This is a genomic window from Gordonia rubripertincta (assembly GCF_038024875.1).
Classification (GTDB): domain Bacteria; phylum Actinomycetota; class Actinomycetes; order Mycobacteriales; family Mycobacteriaceae; genus Gordonia; species Gordonia rubripertincta.
This window is the reverse complement of record NZ_CP136136.1, coordinates 816,861-830,830: the sequence shown is the minus strand read 5'-3', so window position 1 is coordinate 830,830 and position 13,970 is coordinate 816,861. Positions and strand designations below refer to the sequence as shown.

Sequence of the window (13,970 nt, the reverse complement as noted above, 5' to 3'; positions counted from 1 at the left end):
TCGTCCCGGGTCTCACCACCAGCCGGTGGCCTTCTGCAGGTCCGCCTCGATCGCCGGGATGAGGCTGCGCACGAACGTGGCAGACAGGTGGTGGTAGTCGTGCCACATCAGGATGTTCCCGACCACTGCCGGGCAGTACGTGTCGTCGCACATGGCGTCGGTGTAGTCCAGGAAGGTCATGTTCGGGAACTCGTCGGCGAGCGCGGCGGCAGGGTCGGTGGGCGCCATGGCCTGTGCACGCGAGACACCGCACACCTCGGGCTTGCGGCCGCTGGCCAGGCACTCCGGCGGCTTGAGCTTGCCGGTCGACCACGGGTTGTCGCGGATGCCGATCACCTTCTGCCCGCGGTCGCGGAACTGGGCGAAGATCTGCTTGTAGTCCTGGGGGACGTTGTCACCCTTCTCGCCTCCCTCGGGCGGGCGGGTCGAGGTGGTGAACACGTAGTCGGGCTTGTCCACGGCCAGGCGTTCCATCACGCGATTCGACCAGTCGTTGCACTGGTAGTACTTCTGCCCGAACCAGGTGAAGACGTGCTCGGTGGTCAGCGCACAGCCCACCTTGAGGTAGGTCGTGACACGGAAGTTGTGCCGTTTGCCGATGTCGTTCAGCGCGGTGATCCACTGCTCGGCGTGAGAGCCGCCGACCAGGGCGATGGTGCGGGTGGCCTTCACGTCGCCGTAGTACCCGACCTTGATCGACGGGTCCTTCCAGCCGCTGATGATCGAGTCGTAGGAGGTGATCGGCCAATCCATGTCGACGACGTCGGGGCTCGGCTGGGCGGTCACCTTCGGGACGGGCGCACCGTCGAGGAAGGCTCGTGCGCCGGGGTACAGGCGAGGGTCGAGGTTCTCGGTGTCGAGGGTCGCGTTGGCGGCGTCACGCTGCCAGGTCACCGCGGCGCTACCGGCGGCCACGCTGACGATCAGCAGGACTGCGAGAAGGGTGGCTCGGTAGCCGGGGGAGTTCTGGAATCCCGGCTTGCTCGGTTTCGGCGGCGTGGCCGGTGTCTCCGACGCCGCGGTCTTCTTGCGTCGTAGCGACCCGGACCGCAGCGGGGCCTCGACGTACTTGGTGGTGAGCCATGCGATCAGTACGGACACGCCGAGGATGCCGGTGCCCTCGAGCCAGGACACCTCGTCCTGGTAGCGCCACGCCATGTAGAAGATCAGCAGCGGCCAGTGCCACAGGTACAGCGCGTAGGCGATGGAACCGAGCCACACCAGCTGCGGATGCGAGAGACCACGACTCACCTGGGCCTGCCCGGCAGCGGGGCGGGCGGTGGCGGCCGAGCCCGCCCAGATCAGGATGAGCGTCGCGCCGACGGGCACGAGCGCCCACGCCGCGGGGTACTCCTGGACACCGGCGATCCACCAGCCGCACGTGATGATCAGGCCGAGTGCGACGACGCTGAGCAGGTTCCGCATCCGGGCGGACATTGCCAGCTTCGGCATCCACACCGCGAGCAGACCGCCGGCGAGTGGCTCCCACAGACGCGCGACGGTGTCGTAGTAGGTGAACGGCTGGTTGATGCCGTGGCGGTAGTTGGCCCACGCGAAGGACACCAGCGCGACGCCCAGCAGCGCGAACCCGACGATGCCGCGCACGACCTGAGGTCGGCGGAACAACTCGAACTTGAGTGCCAACGCGCGCAGCACACCACCGAGTGCGAGCGCGGACAGTAGCGTGATCAGGAAGAACTGACCCTGCATCGACATCGACCACAGGTGCTGCATCGGGCTGTTCGCGGAATCCGCGGCCGCGTAGTCCTGCGACTCGAACGCGAGATGCCAGTTCTGGTAGTACAGTGCGCTGGCCTGCAGTTCGGCGCCGAGCGGGCCCCACCGCGTGGTCGGCATGACCAGCGCGATCATCGCCGCTACGAACGCCAGCACCAGCAGCAGCGCCGGCAGGAGGCGGCGGACCAGGCGCCAGAGCCGCGGCCACGGGTTGATCGCCTGGCCCCACGAGGCCGACGCCGGCTGGGTCGCGAGCACGTGCTTGAGCAGTGACGCCACGAAGAAGTAGCCGGACAGCGTCAGGAAGACGTCGACGCCGCCGGACACCCGCCCGAACCAGACGTGGAATACGGCGACCAACGCGATCGCGATGCCGCGCAGGCCGTCGAGGTCGAGCCGATAACCCGAGGTGTTACCGGTCGCGGCGTCCTCGTTGGGCGTCGCGACGACCGGGGTCACTTCGGGAACGGGCGTGCGCACAGACGGCGATGGTACTTGTCCGCGGTGGTGCGACGCCGCCCCCGCGGCGGGTGTCGGCGGACCCACAGGATGTTCGAAGGTTCCCATTACCGGGTCTACCTCGGAAGACGGCCGTAACCTCGGACAATCCCCTCGGAACGGACTGTGAGGAGTTGCATGCTGATCTACACGATGGGTGCCTCGGTGGACGGTTTCATCCACGATCGGGACGGCGACTTCCAATGGCCGGGACACAGCGACGAACTCTTCGCGTTCCACACCGATCGCGTCGGGAGCCTCGGCGGCACCATCCTCGGGCGCCGGCTGTACGAGACGATGCGGGTCTGGGAGACCGACCCGGCCATGCGCGACACCGAAGCCGGCGCCGTCTTCGCCGACATCTGGGCGGCCCTGCCGAAGGTCGTCTTCAGTCGCACCCTCCACGCAGTGGAGGGCAACGCCAGACTCGCCCGGGTCTCTGTGGCCGACGAGATCGCGGAAGTCCGCGCCGCAACGGACCGGGACATCGAGATCGGTGGAGCGGACCTGGCGTCGCAGGCCTTCGAACTCGGCCTGGTCGACGAGTTGCGGATCTTCCGGTATCCGGTCGTGGTCGGCGGCGGGGCGCCGATGCTGCCGCCGGTCACCGATCGGGTCGACCTCGATCTGGTGGAAACCCGGCTGTTCGGGGTCGTCACATACGAGCGCTACCGGGTATCCGGAGGGTAACCGCGCACGGCGACCAGCCATTTGTTCGGGCTGCGTCTAAACCTTCAGCCACGACGATCCCCCCGGCACCCTGTCTCCCAGTCATCACATGCACCACACGCATCCGATCTCAGGAGACACCCATGACCACACGACGATCCGTCGCGATCATCGGCGCCGGACTCGCCGGCACCACCGCCGGTCTCGGCTTCCTCGACGCCGGTTTCGACGTCACGATCTTCAGCGACCGCGACCGTGACTCGCTGCGCAACAAGGTGCCGCCGACGGGCGTCGGCGTGCTCTTCGGCAAGTCCCAGGAGTGGGATGCCGAGATCATCGAGGACCTGTACGAGGTCGGCAAGACCACCGGCATGAGCGTCCGCCTGTACGGCGGCGCCGGCGAGGATCGCGCCCCCGTTCTCGAATACGACCCCGACTACGGCTACGTCGCCGCGGCTGTCGACCTCCGGCTGCGCGCCGACGACCGGTTGGGCCGTTTCCTGGACCGCGGCGGACGGTTCGAGGTCACCACCGTCGATCTCGACAACCTCGACGAGATCGCCGGCGGGAATGACCTCACCCTCGTCGCGACCGGCAAGGGCGGACTGTCGACCCTGTTCCCGGTCGACGAGTCGCGGACGAAGTACCGCGAGCCGCAGCGTCGACTGCTGCAGGTCACGCTCAAGGGCGTCGACCACGGACCGGAGGTGTTCTCCTACCGCTCTCAGGCGGGCGGCGGCCACTCGCTGTACAACCTCGACAGCGAGAACGGCGAGCTGTTCGTCGGCCCGTTCCTGCACAAGGACGAGGGTGCGACCTGGTCGTTCATCGTCTTCGCCAAGCCGTCGGGTGCCTGGGCGCCGCGCATCGACGACGTCCACGACGCGGTGACCGCGCGTCGAACCATCGCCGGCATCTTCGCGGAGTTCTTCCCGGAGGACGCGCCGGTCATCGACCGGCTCGAGGTCATCGAATCCGACCCGGTGTCGTGGCTGAAGGGTGCGGTCACCCCGACCGTGCGCCAGGCTGTCGCCACCACCAGGGGCGGTCATCCGGTGGCCGCGATCGGCGACACCGCGATCGCCGTCGACCCGGTCGCCGGACAGGGTGCCCAGAACACGCTCATCCAGATCGCCGAGCTGGTCAAGGCCGCCCGCGCCCACGACGGCGAGTTCACCTCGGACTGGCTGGCCGAGGAGTTCGAGAAGCATTGGGAGCGCCGCGGTCACGCGGCCACCGAGGTCACCCGCCTGTTCCTCGGCGATCCCGATTTCGCGACCCATCTGGAGTTGTCGTTTCCGGCTGCCGCCGTCGATCCGAACGTCGCGCAGGCCCTGCTCGGTCTGCTGTCCGACCCGAATCCGCTCCTCGGTCTGCGGACCCGTGAGGATGTCGAGAACTTCATCACTGCAGTGGCGGGAGAACCATTCGACCAGGTCCTCGCCAGGTTCGCGCCGGCCGGACAGTTCAGCGGCGCCGCCCCGGCGCCCGTGACCGTCTGACCGTTCGACGCACGCACCCCGGTCGCCGCGCCTCGACTGTGTTCCTCCGGAACGCGATCGGGGTGCGGTCGCGTGTGACACCCGAACAGGAACTGTCACATGAGATGTGATACGAACAACAGCGTCCGTGGTGCCGGAGTCAGAGGGGGAGCACGTGAAGACGGGTTGGACATTGGCCGACGCGCCTCCACAGACCGGGCGGGTTGCCGTGGTCACCGGGGCCAACGGGGGAATCGGACGTGAAACCGCTCGTGGACTCGCCACTCTCGGCGCCAGAGTGGTCCTGGCGTGCCGCAACGCCGAGACCGCTGCCGCCGCACGCGACGACATCGTCGCCGAGGTACCCGGTGCGGAAGTGGAGATCCTCGACCTCGATCTCGCCAGTCTCGATTCCGTCCGCGCTGCCGCCGAGGAGATCCGGCGGCGTCATCCGCGGATCGACGTCCTGGTGAACAACGCCGGTGTCATGCGCGCTCAGCGCGAGCTGACGCCCGACGGTTTCGAGATGGACTTCGGCACCAACTTCCTCGGCCATTACGCGCTCACCGGGTTACTGATGGACCGGTTGCTCGCCGCCGACGCCGCGCGGATCGTCACCGTCGGCAGCCACGCCCACCGGGCGGGCAACATCGATTTCTCCGACCTGCCAATGGACCGGACGTTCACGAGTGCCGGGGCCTATTCACGAGCCAAGCTGGCCCAGATGCTGTTCTCCCTGGAGCTCGATCGTCGGCTGAGAGCGGCTGATGCCATGGCGATCTCGCTCGCCGCTCACCCCGGTGGCACCAGGACGGGTGTGATGCGTGAACAGAACAGATTCCTGCAGTGGGGCTATCACGCGCCGTCGCTGAGGTGGCTGACCGATCGATTCATCATGGATCCGCCCGAGGGCGCGCTGCCCATCCTGCGTGCGGCCACCGATCCGAAGGCGTCGGGCGGCCAATACTACGGACCTGCAGGTGCTTTCGGCCTGACCGGTCCGCCGATGCTCGTCGAGCCGTCGCCGAAGGCCAAGGACCGCGCGGTCGCCGCACGGCTGTGGGACGTCGGCGCCGAACTAACCGGCATCAGTATCGACCTCGGCTGAAGGGGATTCCCGAAAGGGTTCTCGAGGGAGGGAATTCTCGAGGAGCGGGTTCGCCGAGGTCGATACCGACACCGCACCGGCTCAGATCTTGAAGCGGCCGGCGAAGCTCCGTAGCGGGAGGTCGGCACTGGTCACGATTCCGGGCGGGGCCGCGACCACCGACCGGATGGAGTTGAGTGCGGGCAGGCCGGTGACGGTCATGCCGATCGACGCGAAGTTCTCCGGGTTGGACAGGTCGAATCCCTTGCGCGGGAAGATCATGTGCTTGGAGTAGATGTTCGGGTCGCCGGTCACCTGGGTGATGTAGCAGGCCTGGATGTTCCACGACGGGTCGGTGTGCGGCGTCATCTGCCATTCCAGATGCGATTCGACGCGCGGCACACCGTCGACCATGCCCTGGTACTTGATGTAGCTGCCGCCCAACGATCCTGCGGGCAGCTGATACCAGCCGAGGTCGACGTCCTTGGTGCAGGCGCCGAGCTCGTACGAGAACGTCACCTCGTCGAGTTCGAGATCGAAGGCGCCGGCCATGAGGTACACAGAGTCGGCGAAGACGGCGGTGTACTTGTAGAGCGAGTCCGGGATCGACGGGTCGTCGACCGGTAGGCCGTAACCGACGGCCTTCCAGGTGTCGACCGAGTGATGACAGGAGACGTCCACCGACTCGGTCACCGTGACGTTCTCGATCTCGGCGACGTCGGCGGTGTGCACGATGCCGAGGATCTGTGCCAGGCCGGGATTCATGCCCGTGCCGTAGAAGGTGGCGCCGCCCTTGGCGCAAGCCTCGGCGATGACCTCGCTGACCTTGCGTCCGGAGTGGTGCGGATGGTTGGTGTCCCGGTGGAAACCCGTGATCCAGTCGGCGGTGGTCACGATGTCGATCCCGGCTTCGAGGACCTGGACGTAGAGGTCCTCGTCGGGGAAGACGCCGTGGAAGGTGAGCACGTCGGGCCGCGCGGCGATGATCTCCTCGACGGTGCCGGTCGCGATCACGCCGATCGGGCCGATGCCGACGATCTCGCCGGCATCCCGGCCCACCTTGTCCGGCGAATAGCAGTGCAGTCCGATCAGTTCCAGGTCCGGATGATTGCGGATGCGGTCGATCATCTCGGTGCCCAGGTTGCCGGTGGCGACCTGGAAGACCCGGATCTTGTCGGGTGCCGTCATCGTGAGGTCCTTTCAGGGGTGGGCCAGAAGAGTGGGGTCAGGACTGCGCTGCCGCGCCGGTGTCGACGTGTGCTGCCGCGCGGAGTGATTCGAGCTCGGACCGGCGGATACGGACGTACTCGTCGGCCGAGGCGCCGCCGTCGGGGTAGAACTGCCGGGCCCATTGCCGCAGTGCGGTGAATCCCGCGTACTCCTTGCGGGACAGGGCAGGTGGGTCGGAGTAGCGCTGATGTGACCAGATGTCGATGTCGGCGGCGAACTGTTCGATGACCAAGTCGGCCATGGTCTTTCCGTATCGGGTGATCTCGCCGGTTTCCTCGCCGGGCTTGCGCCCGATCCACACCGTGAACCGCACGTCCGAGGTGTGTTCGTCGACCGGGGTGACCGCGGGCATGGTGCGGTTGTCGACCATGCCCCAGCTCTTGGTGACCGAGCAGCCCAGTCCGGCGTTGATCGATTCGACTCCGCTGGTTGCACTTTCGAGCGTCGCCCCTTCGTCGAAGGCGATGGTGAAGTCGACGTAGGACACCGGGCCGGAGAAGTCGTGCCGGGTGAAGTCCGGCATGAACGGTGTCTTGTGCACGAACTTGAAATGGGCGAAGTCGACGCCGTTCTCCATGATGTACTGCGGGTGGATCTCGAGGCCCGGCCGGAACAACGTCGCGCCGGGAACCGGCGGATAGTAGTCGTCCGCGGTGGCGTCGTCATCGAAGTCGGCGAAGATGTCCGGGACGTCGAAATGCGGTGCGCGCCCATCGACGTCGTGCCAGATCCAGACGGCCTCGTTGCGTTCGACGACGGGATAGCTGCGGATGCGCCGGCCCTTGTTGGGATGGTTCTCGTAGGGGATGCAGACGTTGCGTCCCTCCTGGTTCCACTCCCAGCCGTGGAAGGGGCAGACCAGGTTCTCGCCCTCCACGTGGCCGCCGTGGCCGAGGTGGGCGCCGAGATGCTCACAGTAGGCATCGAATACGGAGATGCGGCCCGACCGGGATCGCCAGGCGACCATCTCGCGACCGAAGTACTTCATCGTGTGCACGGTCCCGACGGCGATCTCGGTCGACCATGCGACCTGGAACCATCCGGTGGGTGTCATCGACAGCGGCGTCTGCGCCATGCGGTCACGGTAGGACGCGCCGAGCCGGAATACAAGAGGGTTCTGTGAAAAGATGTGAAACAGGCGTCTTGCTGGAGGTTTGAGGTTCGTCCGCGTCGGTTACTCGTGGTTGCAACAATTCCGACGAAAGTGTTGGAACATCAGATGCCGGTTTGTATCATGGGGCCGGCGCTGTGACATGGCTTACAGCAATGACGCCGGGAGGCCGAGATGAACGCAAGTAGTGCCCTGCGCACTGCACGACTGGCTGACGCGCAGTCCATGCTGACGGGGCTGGTACGACCGGCAGAGGCCCGACGCCGACTCCGCACCCGGCAGTACGCGGACGCGCTGTTCAACTCACGCGAGCCCGAGCGTGCCACCTGGGCACTCGCCGGCGACGGCGCCCGGCTCCGCGTTCACCACTACGGATCGCCGGATGCGCCGGTCCTGGTGCTGGTCCACGGATGGTCTTGCTGTATTGAGTACTGGAACCCGCAGATCAACGCCCTCGCCGAGCGTTACCACGTCATCGCCTACGACCAGCGGGGCCACGGTGAGAGCACCTGGGGCAAGCGCCGTTTCGACGCCGACGTCCTGGCCGATGACCTTCATACGGTGGTCGATCAGGCGGTGCCGCGTGACTCGAAGGCCGTGTTCGTCGGCCACAGCATGGGCGGTATCACCGTGCAGGCGTGGGCGCACCGTCATCCCGACCAGGTCGACGAGCGTGCGGCCGCACTCGTGCTCGCGAACACCACCTGGGGTGGGATCGCCGCGGAGACCCGGGTCCTGCCGTTCCTCAACAGCATGTTCAAGGCGCCGATCTGGCTCGGTCAGGCCGCCCTGTCGGTTCCGTTCCCGTTCCCCGGTGGCCGATTCGCACGGAGTCTTGTCCGGACTCGAATCCTCAACGGCCGATCGGCGACGGCGGACCACGCCGAGTTCGTTCTCTCGATGAGCCGTTCGTGCAATCCGGTCGCGCGGGCGAAGGCCGCGGTCGCGCTCGTCGAGCTGGCCCTGGGTCCGGTGGGAGCCGAGGCCATCACCGTGCCGACCACGGTCATCGGTGGACGTCATGACCTGTTGCTCCCGCATGCGATGACCCAGCGCATCGCCCACACTCTCTCGATCCGCGGCTACCTCGACCAGCTCGTTGTGCTCGACACCGGTCATGCCTCCAACATCGAGGCCGCCGAGGACTTCACCGCCGAGATCCATCGCGTCATGTACTCGGTCTCGATGCCGACCGAACTGGAAGGTGCCGCCAGCTGAGCGGCGCCCGGCCCGGGCGGTGAGGAGTCAGCAATGACCGACTACGGACAACCGTTGCGTTTCGGGTTCTTCCCGAGTCCGCGGGCCGACCGGGTCGGCCACCTCCTGCGGCTCGTGGACGTCGCAGAGGCGTCCGGACTCGGCCTCGTCAGCGTGCAGGACCATCCCTACCAGCGCTGATTCCTCGATACCTGCACCCTGTTGTCCGTCATCGGCGCCCGCACGACGTCGATCCGGCTGTCGCCCGGCGTCGCCAACCTGCCGCTGCGCCCACCGGTGATGCTGGCCAAGGCGGCGTCGACCCTCGACATCCTGACCGGTGGCCGCGTCGAACTCGGTCTGGGGGCGGGAGCGTTCTGGGACGGCGTGGTCGCTGCGGGCGGGCCACGTCGCTCGCCGGGAGGGGCGGTCGACGCCCTCACCGAGGCCGTCGCCGTGATGAGGGCGTTCTGGGCTGGCGGCACTGTCGATCTCGACGGTGAGTTCTATCCCGTCCACGGTCTCCACGCCGGACCCGCTCCGGCGCATGACATCCCGATCTGGCTCGGAGCACTGGGTCCGCGGATGCTGCGGCTGACCGGAGGCGTGGCCGACGCGTGGGTACCCAGCCTGCAGTTCGTCCCGCCGGATCGGGCTGCGCCGGCGGTCCGTGAACTCGTGGCCGCAGAACGCCAGGCGTGAACCCCAGCGGCTACCATCGGCGACCATGACCCCCGCCGACGCCCGCACCGTGTCCGGTACGCCGGCGCCCGGTGCGCGGCGCGCGAATCGTCGCGGACAGGCCACCCGGGACGCAATGCTCGACGCGGCGATCAGTTCGTTGGCCTCGGGTGATCCGGCGTCGGTGTCAGGCAACCGGATCGCCAAGGACATCGGCGCGACCTGGGGTGCGATCAAGTATCAGTTCGACGACATCGACGGTCTCTGGGCGGCGGTTCTGCACCGGACCGCCGAACAGCGCGGCGACCTGCCGGTCAGCGTGAAACCCGAAGCACCACTGGGCGAACGGGTCGAGGCCATCATCGAACTCATGTATGCGGGACTGAACGCGCCGGAGTCCCGCGCCATCGAGACCCTGCGGGCAGCGCTGCCCCGCGATCCCGACGAACTCCGGCGACTCTTCCCCAAGACGGCCGCCGAGTTCGCCTCCTGGGGACCGTCGTGGACCGAGTCCTGCCAGCGCGCCTTCGCCGACCTCGACGTCGACCCGGAACGCGTCCGCGAGGTCGCGGCATTCCTGCCCGGCGCGATGCGGGGTCTGGTGTCGGAGAAGCAACTCGGCAGTTTCCAGGATCAGGAACTGGCACGACGCGGACTCGCGCGGGCGATCGTGGCCCTTCTCGGCTAGCCCCGCCACGCATCCGTCGAGCGCGACACGACGGTCTCGACCGTGAGGATCACGACGCACACCATCGCCAGCGTGCCCGGGCCGAAGACCAGGAGGTTGTCGATCCGCTCCCAGGCGGCGGGACTCCACAGGGCCACCCACGTCAGGACCAGCGCGACGGCGGTCGCGAGTTCGCCGACCACGTTGACCGTGATGAAGATGCGGGCGGACAACTTGTGGCGTTTCGCGACTCGGCGGGAGAAGTGGAAGTCGGCGCCGAATGCCAGGAGAAGGACGGCGAACACAGACAACAGCACGCCGAGGTCGTCGGGAGTGAGGTCACGCATGGCGCTCATCGTCGCTCACCTCCGGTGACGGTAGGGGCGAAGGGGCGACCCCTGTTTTCAAATCGGCGTGATTTTAAAGTCGGCCAGGCTGGCGGGGTCCGCATACAGCTGTATACAACTAAATGCAGTTGTCCGTGACGTGCTGCAACCTGAAGGAGTCTTCGTGGGGATGGAAACGACGACCATCGAGTCGGCGGAGGTGAAGACCGCCATCGTGAGCCTCCGGGAGAAGGCGCCCTTCATCTATGGCCTGACCAACTACGTTGCGGCCAATCTGAGCGCGAACGTGCTGCTCGCGCTCGGCGCCGGGCCCGCCATCGGGTCGGCACCCGGGTGGACTGGCGCGTTTCCCGCCGGAGCCGGCGCCGTGTGGATCAACGGCGCGGCGCTGATGTCGTCGGTGACGCCCGAGGCGCTCGACGAGGCGGCCGCGACAGCACACCAGGCCGGTACCCCGTGGGTGCTCGATCCCGTTGCCATCGGTGCGGGCGCGACCGAGTACGACGCGATCCTCGGCGCGTTGCTGAAGCACAAGCCGTCGATCATCCGCGGCAACGCCAGTGAGATCGCCGCCCTGGCGGGTGGCGCCGGAGGCAGTGGCGTCGATTCGACCCTCGACTCCTCGGAGGTCATCGACATCGTGAAGGATCTCGCCACCCGCCTCGACGCGGTGGTCGCGGTGTCCGGTGAGGTCGACTACCTCTGTGACCCGTCGGGCCGGGCGACCTCCGTCACGGGCGGTGACTCGCGGATGCCGCAGGTCACCGGCACCGGTTGCAGCCTCGGTGCACTCAGCGCGGCGTACTGCGCCGTCGTCGATCCGTTCACCGCCGCACGCGCCGCACACGCCGCATTCGCCGCGGCGGGGGAGCGGGCAGGTGCTCGCACCATCGGCACCGGATCGTTCGCCGTGGCCTTCCTCGACGAACTATCCACTCGCTGACGAGGCAGAAGCGCCCCGCTCATCGTCAACCGCAGATCAGTCGCAAAGGAGCGAATGACATGTCCCGCAAGCAGATCCACCTGGCCGCATTCATGAATGCCGGCCCGCAGGGGACGGTAGGTTGGCGGCATCCCGACGCCGGGGACGGCTTCCTCACCGCCGAGCATTATCTGCACATCGCCCGGGTCCTCGAAGACGCCAAGTTCGACATGGCGTTCGTGCCCGACGCGCTCGCCGTCCCGCGCAGTCTCGGCGACTCCTTCGAGCCGGCGGTCAAATTCGGTACCGGTACACCGCGTCTGGACCCGATGACGGTCATCACCCTGATGAGCTCGGTGACCACCAGACTCGGTGTCGCCGCGACGATGTCGACCGGCTACCAGGAGCCGTACAACCTCGCGCGGTCCATGGGTACGCTCGATCACCTCAGTGGCGGACGCGCCGGGTGGAACGTCGTCACCAGCTTCCAGGATGCGGAGGCGCAGAACTTCAACCAGGACAAGCTGCCCGACCGGGAGGAGCGGTATGCGCGTGCCGAGGAGTTCCTCGAGGTGACCACCCGCCTGTGGGATTCCTGGTCCGACGACGCACTGATCCACGACAAGGAGTCCGGCCGCTTCGCCCGCCCCGAGGAGGTCGAGGCGATCGACCACAAGGGTCGCTTCTTTCAGGTGCAGGGGCCGCTCGGAGTGCCCCGTCCGCCGCAGGGCTACCCGGTCATCGTGCAGGCCGGGGCGTCACCGACGGGGCGCGACTTCGCTTCCCGCTGGGCCGATGTCGTGTTCTGCAGCCACGAGTCGCTCGAGAGTGCCGTCGACTTCTACCAGGACATGAAGCGGCGCGCGGCCGCCCACGGCCGGGATCCCGAGCAGCTCAAAATCCTGCCCGCCGCGACGACGGTCGTCGGCACCGACTACCGCGACGCGATGGCCAAACACGAGGCGTTCTTCGAGCTCGTCGACCCCATGGCGGGTCTGTCCCGTCTGGCGTATCACGTCAACGTCGACCTCACGAAGTACGACCTCGACGGACCGCTGCCGTCGCTCGAAGTCGTCGGAGTGGAGGGGCACTACCGTGAGGTCGTCGAGTTCGCCGAACGGGAGAAGCTGTCCATCCGCGAGATCGGCCGCTGGTACGGCGCTCGCACCGAGGGCAACATGATCGGCTCGGCCACCGACATCGCCGACGCGATGGAAGAGTGGCTCGACGCCGGTGCCGCCGACGGCTTCATGATCCAGGCGACCCACGTCCCGGCGGCCTTCGAGGATTTCGCCACCCAGGTGGTGCCGGAACTGCAGCGGCGCGGCCTGTTCCGCACCGAATACGAGGGCGACACCCTGCGTGAGAATCTCGGGCTCGCCCGACCCGAACGCGGCGAATGGCGTAACCGGGCCAAGAGCGTGGCCGACGCCGCGGACGGCGGGACCGTCGCGTGACCGTCGCCGGCACCGCACTCGTCTCGGCCGAATGGCTTCGTCGCCATGCGGATTCGACGATCATCCTCGACGCCAGCGTCGAGCGTTCGGTGGATGACAACGGACAGACGGTGTTCGCCCCGGGTGATGCCGTGTTCCGGGCTGCGCACATCCCCGGGGCCCGTTTCGCCGATCTCTTCGCGACCTTCTCCGATCCCGACGCGCCGGTGGCGTTCACCCGGCCGACCATCGATCAGATGGCGGCCGCCGCATCACTTCTGGGTATCACGCCGTCGGACGACATCGTGGTCTACGACCAGCTGAGCGGCGCGTATGCGGCGCGCGTGTGGCTGGTCCTGAGGTCGTTCGGATTCGAGCACGCCAAGGTCCTCGACGGCGGGTTCGCCCGCTGGACGCAGCTGGATCACCCGGTGGCGGCCGGTGACGCGCCCGCCCCTGCCGCCGGCGGCCCGGACGTCGTCGCGCTGCGCGACCTCACGGGTCCGGCATTCGCCGACCTGATCGAGGTCCATGACGTGGCCGTTTCGCAAGCGTCGTCGACGACGATCGTCTGTGCGTTGCGCGAACCCGACTACACCGGCGAATCCGGGGGTGAGCGGCCCGGCCACATCCCGGGAAGCCTGAGCGTCCCGTTTCCCGACCTGCTGAACGACGACGGCACCTTCTCGACCGCGAGGACCCGGAAGGCGTTGCAGTCGGCGGGAATCGGCGTCGATGCCGAGGTGATCGTCTATTGCGGCGGCGGCATCAACGCGGCCGGTGCGGCCCTGGCGTTCGCCGAGGCCGGCTACCCGCTGCCGCGCGTCTACGACGGTTCGCTGAGCGAGTGGCGCGCGCATCCCGAATTGCCGCTGGTGACCGGGCCGCTGCCGCGATGACGTCTGCC

General features: G+C 67.5%; 14 protein-coding genes. 10 read left to right on the top strand and 4 right to left on the bottom strand.

Going from position 1 to position 13,970, the window contains the following annotated elements:
- Positions 1 to 12: 12 nt before the first annotated feature.
- Positions 13 to 2,217 (bottom strand): acyltransferase family protein, encoded by a 2,205-nt coding sequence (locus RVF83_RS03720; RefSeq protein ID WP_005195499.1) that lies wholly within the window; start codon positions 2,215 to 2,217, stop codon positions 13 to 15.
- 156 nt (positions 2,218 to 2,373) lie between these two features.
- On the opposite strand from RVF83_RS03720, the gene RVF83_RS03715 reads away from it, so the two are divergent.
- From RVF83_RS03715 to RVF83_RS03705, 3 genes are all read left to right on the top strand, one after another.
- On the top strand, positions 2,374 to 2,925 hold the full coding sequence (locus RVF83_RS03715; RefSeq protein ID WP_005195497.1) for a dihydrofolate reductase family protein: 552 nt from the start codon (positions 2,374 to 2,376) through the stop codon (positions 2,923 to 2,925).
- A gap of 122 nt (positions 2,926 to 3,047) precedes the next feature.
- Complete coding sequence (locus tag RVF83_RS03710) at positions 3,048 to 4,406, top strand: styrene monooxygenase/indole monooxygenase family protein (protein WP_005195495.1); 1,359 nt, start codon at positions 3,048 to 3,050, stop codon at positions 4,404 to 4,406.
- 154 nt (positions 4,407 to 4,560) lie between these two features.
- Positions 4,561 to 5,493, top strand: coding sequence for an oxidoreductase (locus RVF83_RS03705; protein WP_039880033.1), 933 nt, complete (start codon positions 4,561 to 4,563; stop codon positions 5,491 to 5,493).
- A gap of 81 nt (positions 5,494 to 5,574) precedes the next feature.
- On the opposite strand, the gene RVF83_RS03700 is transcribed toward RVF83_RS03705, so the two are convergent.
- Entirely contained in the window at positions 5,575 to 6,660 is a 1,086-nt protein-coding gene (locus tag RVF83_RS03700) for a dihydrodipicolinate reductase (RefSeq protein WP_005195492.1), read from the bottom strand.
- A gap of 37 nt (positions 6,661 to 6,697) precedes the next feature.
- Positions 6,698 to 7,777, bottom strand: a complete 1,080-nt coding sequence (locus RVF83_RS03695) for a Rieske 2Fe-2S domain-containing protein (RefSeq protein ID WP_005195485.1) — start codon at positions 7,775 to 7,777, stop codon at positions 6,698 to 6,700.
- A 210-nt stretch (positions 7,778 to 7,987) separates the two neighbouring features.
- On the opposite strand from RVF83_RS03695, the gene RVF83_RS03690 reads away from it, so the two are divergent.
- From RVF83_RS03690 to RVF83_RS03675, 4 genes are read left to right on the top strand one after another with little or no spacing between them, the layout of a single operon-like run.
- Positions 7,988 to 9,031, top strand: coding sequence for an alpha/beta fold hydrolase (locus RVF83_RS03690; RefSeq protein ID WP_005195483.1), 1,044 nt, complete (start codon positions 7,988 to 7,990; stop codon positions 9,029 to 9,031).
- Positions 9,032 to 9,064: 33 nt separating this feature from the next.
- Entirely contained in the window at positions 9,065 to 9,211 is a 147-nt protein-coding gene (locus RVF83_RS03685) for a hypothetical protein (protein WP_005195481.1), read from the top strand.
- 21 nt (positions 9,212 to 9,232) lie between these two features.
- Positions 9,233 to 9,712, top strand: coding sequence for an LLM class flavin-dependent oxidoreductase (locus RVF83_RS03680; protein ID WP_005195479.1), 480 nt, complete (start codon positions 9,233 to 9,235; stop codon positions 9,710 to 9,712).
- Between the two features lie 25 nt (positions 9,713 to 9,737).
- Positions 9,738 to 10,379, top strand: a complete 642-nt coding sequence (locus RVF83_RS03675; RefSeq protein ID WP_005195477.1) for a TetR/AcrR family transcriptional regulator — start codon at positions 9,738 to 9,740, stop codon at positions 10,377 to 10,379.
- On the opposite strand, the gene RVF83_RS03670 is transcribed toward RVF83_RS03675, so the two are convergent.
- The gene (locus RVF83_RS03670) at positions 10,376 to 10,714 is read right to left on the bottom strand and encodes a hypothetical protein (protein ID WP_005195475.1); all 339 of its coding nucleotides are present in this window, start codon (positions 10,712 to 10,714) and stop codon (positions 10,376 to 10,378) included. The genes RVF83_RS03675 and RVF83_RS03670 overlap by 4 nt on opposite strands.
- Positions 10,715 to 10,874: 160 nt before the next feature.
- Here RVF83_RS03670 and RVF83_RS03665 point away from each other — a divergent pair, with 160 nt between their 5' ends.
- Genes RVF83_RS03665 through RVF83_RS03655 form a run of 3 tightly spaced genes read left to right on the top strand, consistent with a single transcriptional unit; the run spans position 10,875 to position 13,962 of the window.
- Positions 10,875 to 11,648, top strand: coding sequence for a hydroxyethylthiazole kinase (locus tag RVF83_RS03665; protein WP_005195472.1), 774 nt, complete (start codon positions 10,875 to 10,877; stop codon positions 11,646 to 11,648).
- 59 nt (positions 11,649 to 11,707) lie between these two features.
- Positions 11,708 to 13,084: an LLM class flavin-dependent oxidoreductase gene (locus RVF83_RS03660; RefSeq protein ID WP_005195471.1), complete on the top strand. Its 1,377-nt coding sequence runs from the start codon at positions 11,708 to 11,710 to the stop codon at positions 13,082 to 13,084.
- Positions 13,081 to 13,962 carry a sulfurtransferase gene (locus RVF83_RS03655; RefSeq protein WP_005195469.1) on the top strand — a complete coding sequence of 294 codons (882 nt, stop codon included), beginning with the start codon at positions 13,081 to 13,083 and terminating at the stop codon, positions 13,960 to 13,962. Before RVF83_RS03660 ends, RVF83_RS03655 begins: the two co-directional genes overlap by 4 nt.
- Positions 13,963 to 13,970: the final 8 nt, after the last annotated feature.

Bases quoted from the DNA above. Each gene is read 5' to 3' on its own strand.
- RVF83_RS03715 (WP_005195497.1), top strand. From the start codon at position 2,374: ATGCTGATCTACACGATGGGTGCCTCGGTGGACGGTTTCATCCACGAT.
- RVF83_RS03710 (WP_005195495.1), top strand. From the start codon at position 3,048: ATGACCACACGACGATCCGTCGCGATCATCGGCGCCGGACTCGCCGGC.
- RVF83_RS03700 (WP_005195492.1), bottom strand. From the start codon at position 6,660: ATGACGGCACCCGACAAGATCCGGGTCTTCCAGGTCGCCACCGGCAAC.
- RVF83_RS03695 (WP_005195485.1), bottom strand. From the start codon at position 7,777: ATGGCGCAGACGCCGCTGTCGATGACACCCACCGGATGGTTCCAGGTC.
- RVF83_RS03690 (WP_005195483.1), top strand. From the start codon at position 7,988: ATGAACGCAAGTAGTGCCCTGCGCACTGCACGACTGGCTGACGCGCAG.
- RVF83_RS03685 (WP_005195481.1), top strand. From the start codon at position 9,065: ATGACCGACTACGGACAACCGTTGCGTTTCGGGTTCTTCCCGAGTCCG.
- RVF83_RS03675 (WP_005195477.1), top strand. From the start codon at position 9,738: ATGACCCCCGCCGACGCCCGCACCGTGTCCGGTACGCCGGCGCCCGGT.
- RVF83_RS03670 (WP_005195475.1), bottom strand. From the start codon at position 10,714: ATGAGCGCCATGCGTGACCTCACTCCCGACGACCTCGGCGTGCTGTTG.
- RVF83_RS03665 (WP_005195472.1), top strand. From the start codon at position 10,875: ATGGAAACGACGACCATCGAGTCGGCGGAGGTGAAGACCGCCATCGTG.
- RVF83_RS03660 (WP_005195471.1), top strand. From the start codon at position 11,708: ATGTCCCGCAAGCAGATCCACCTGGCCGCATTCATGAATGCCGGCCCG.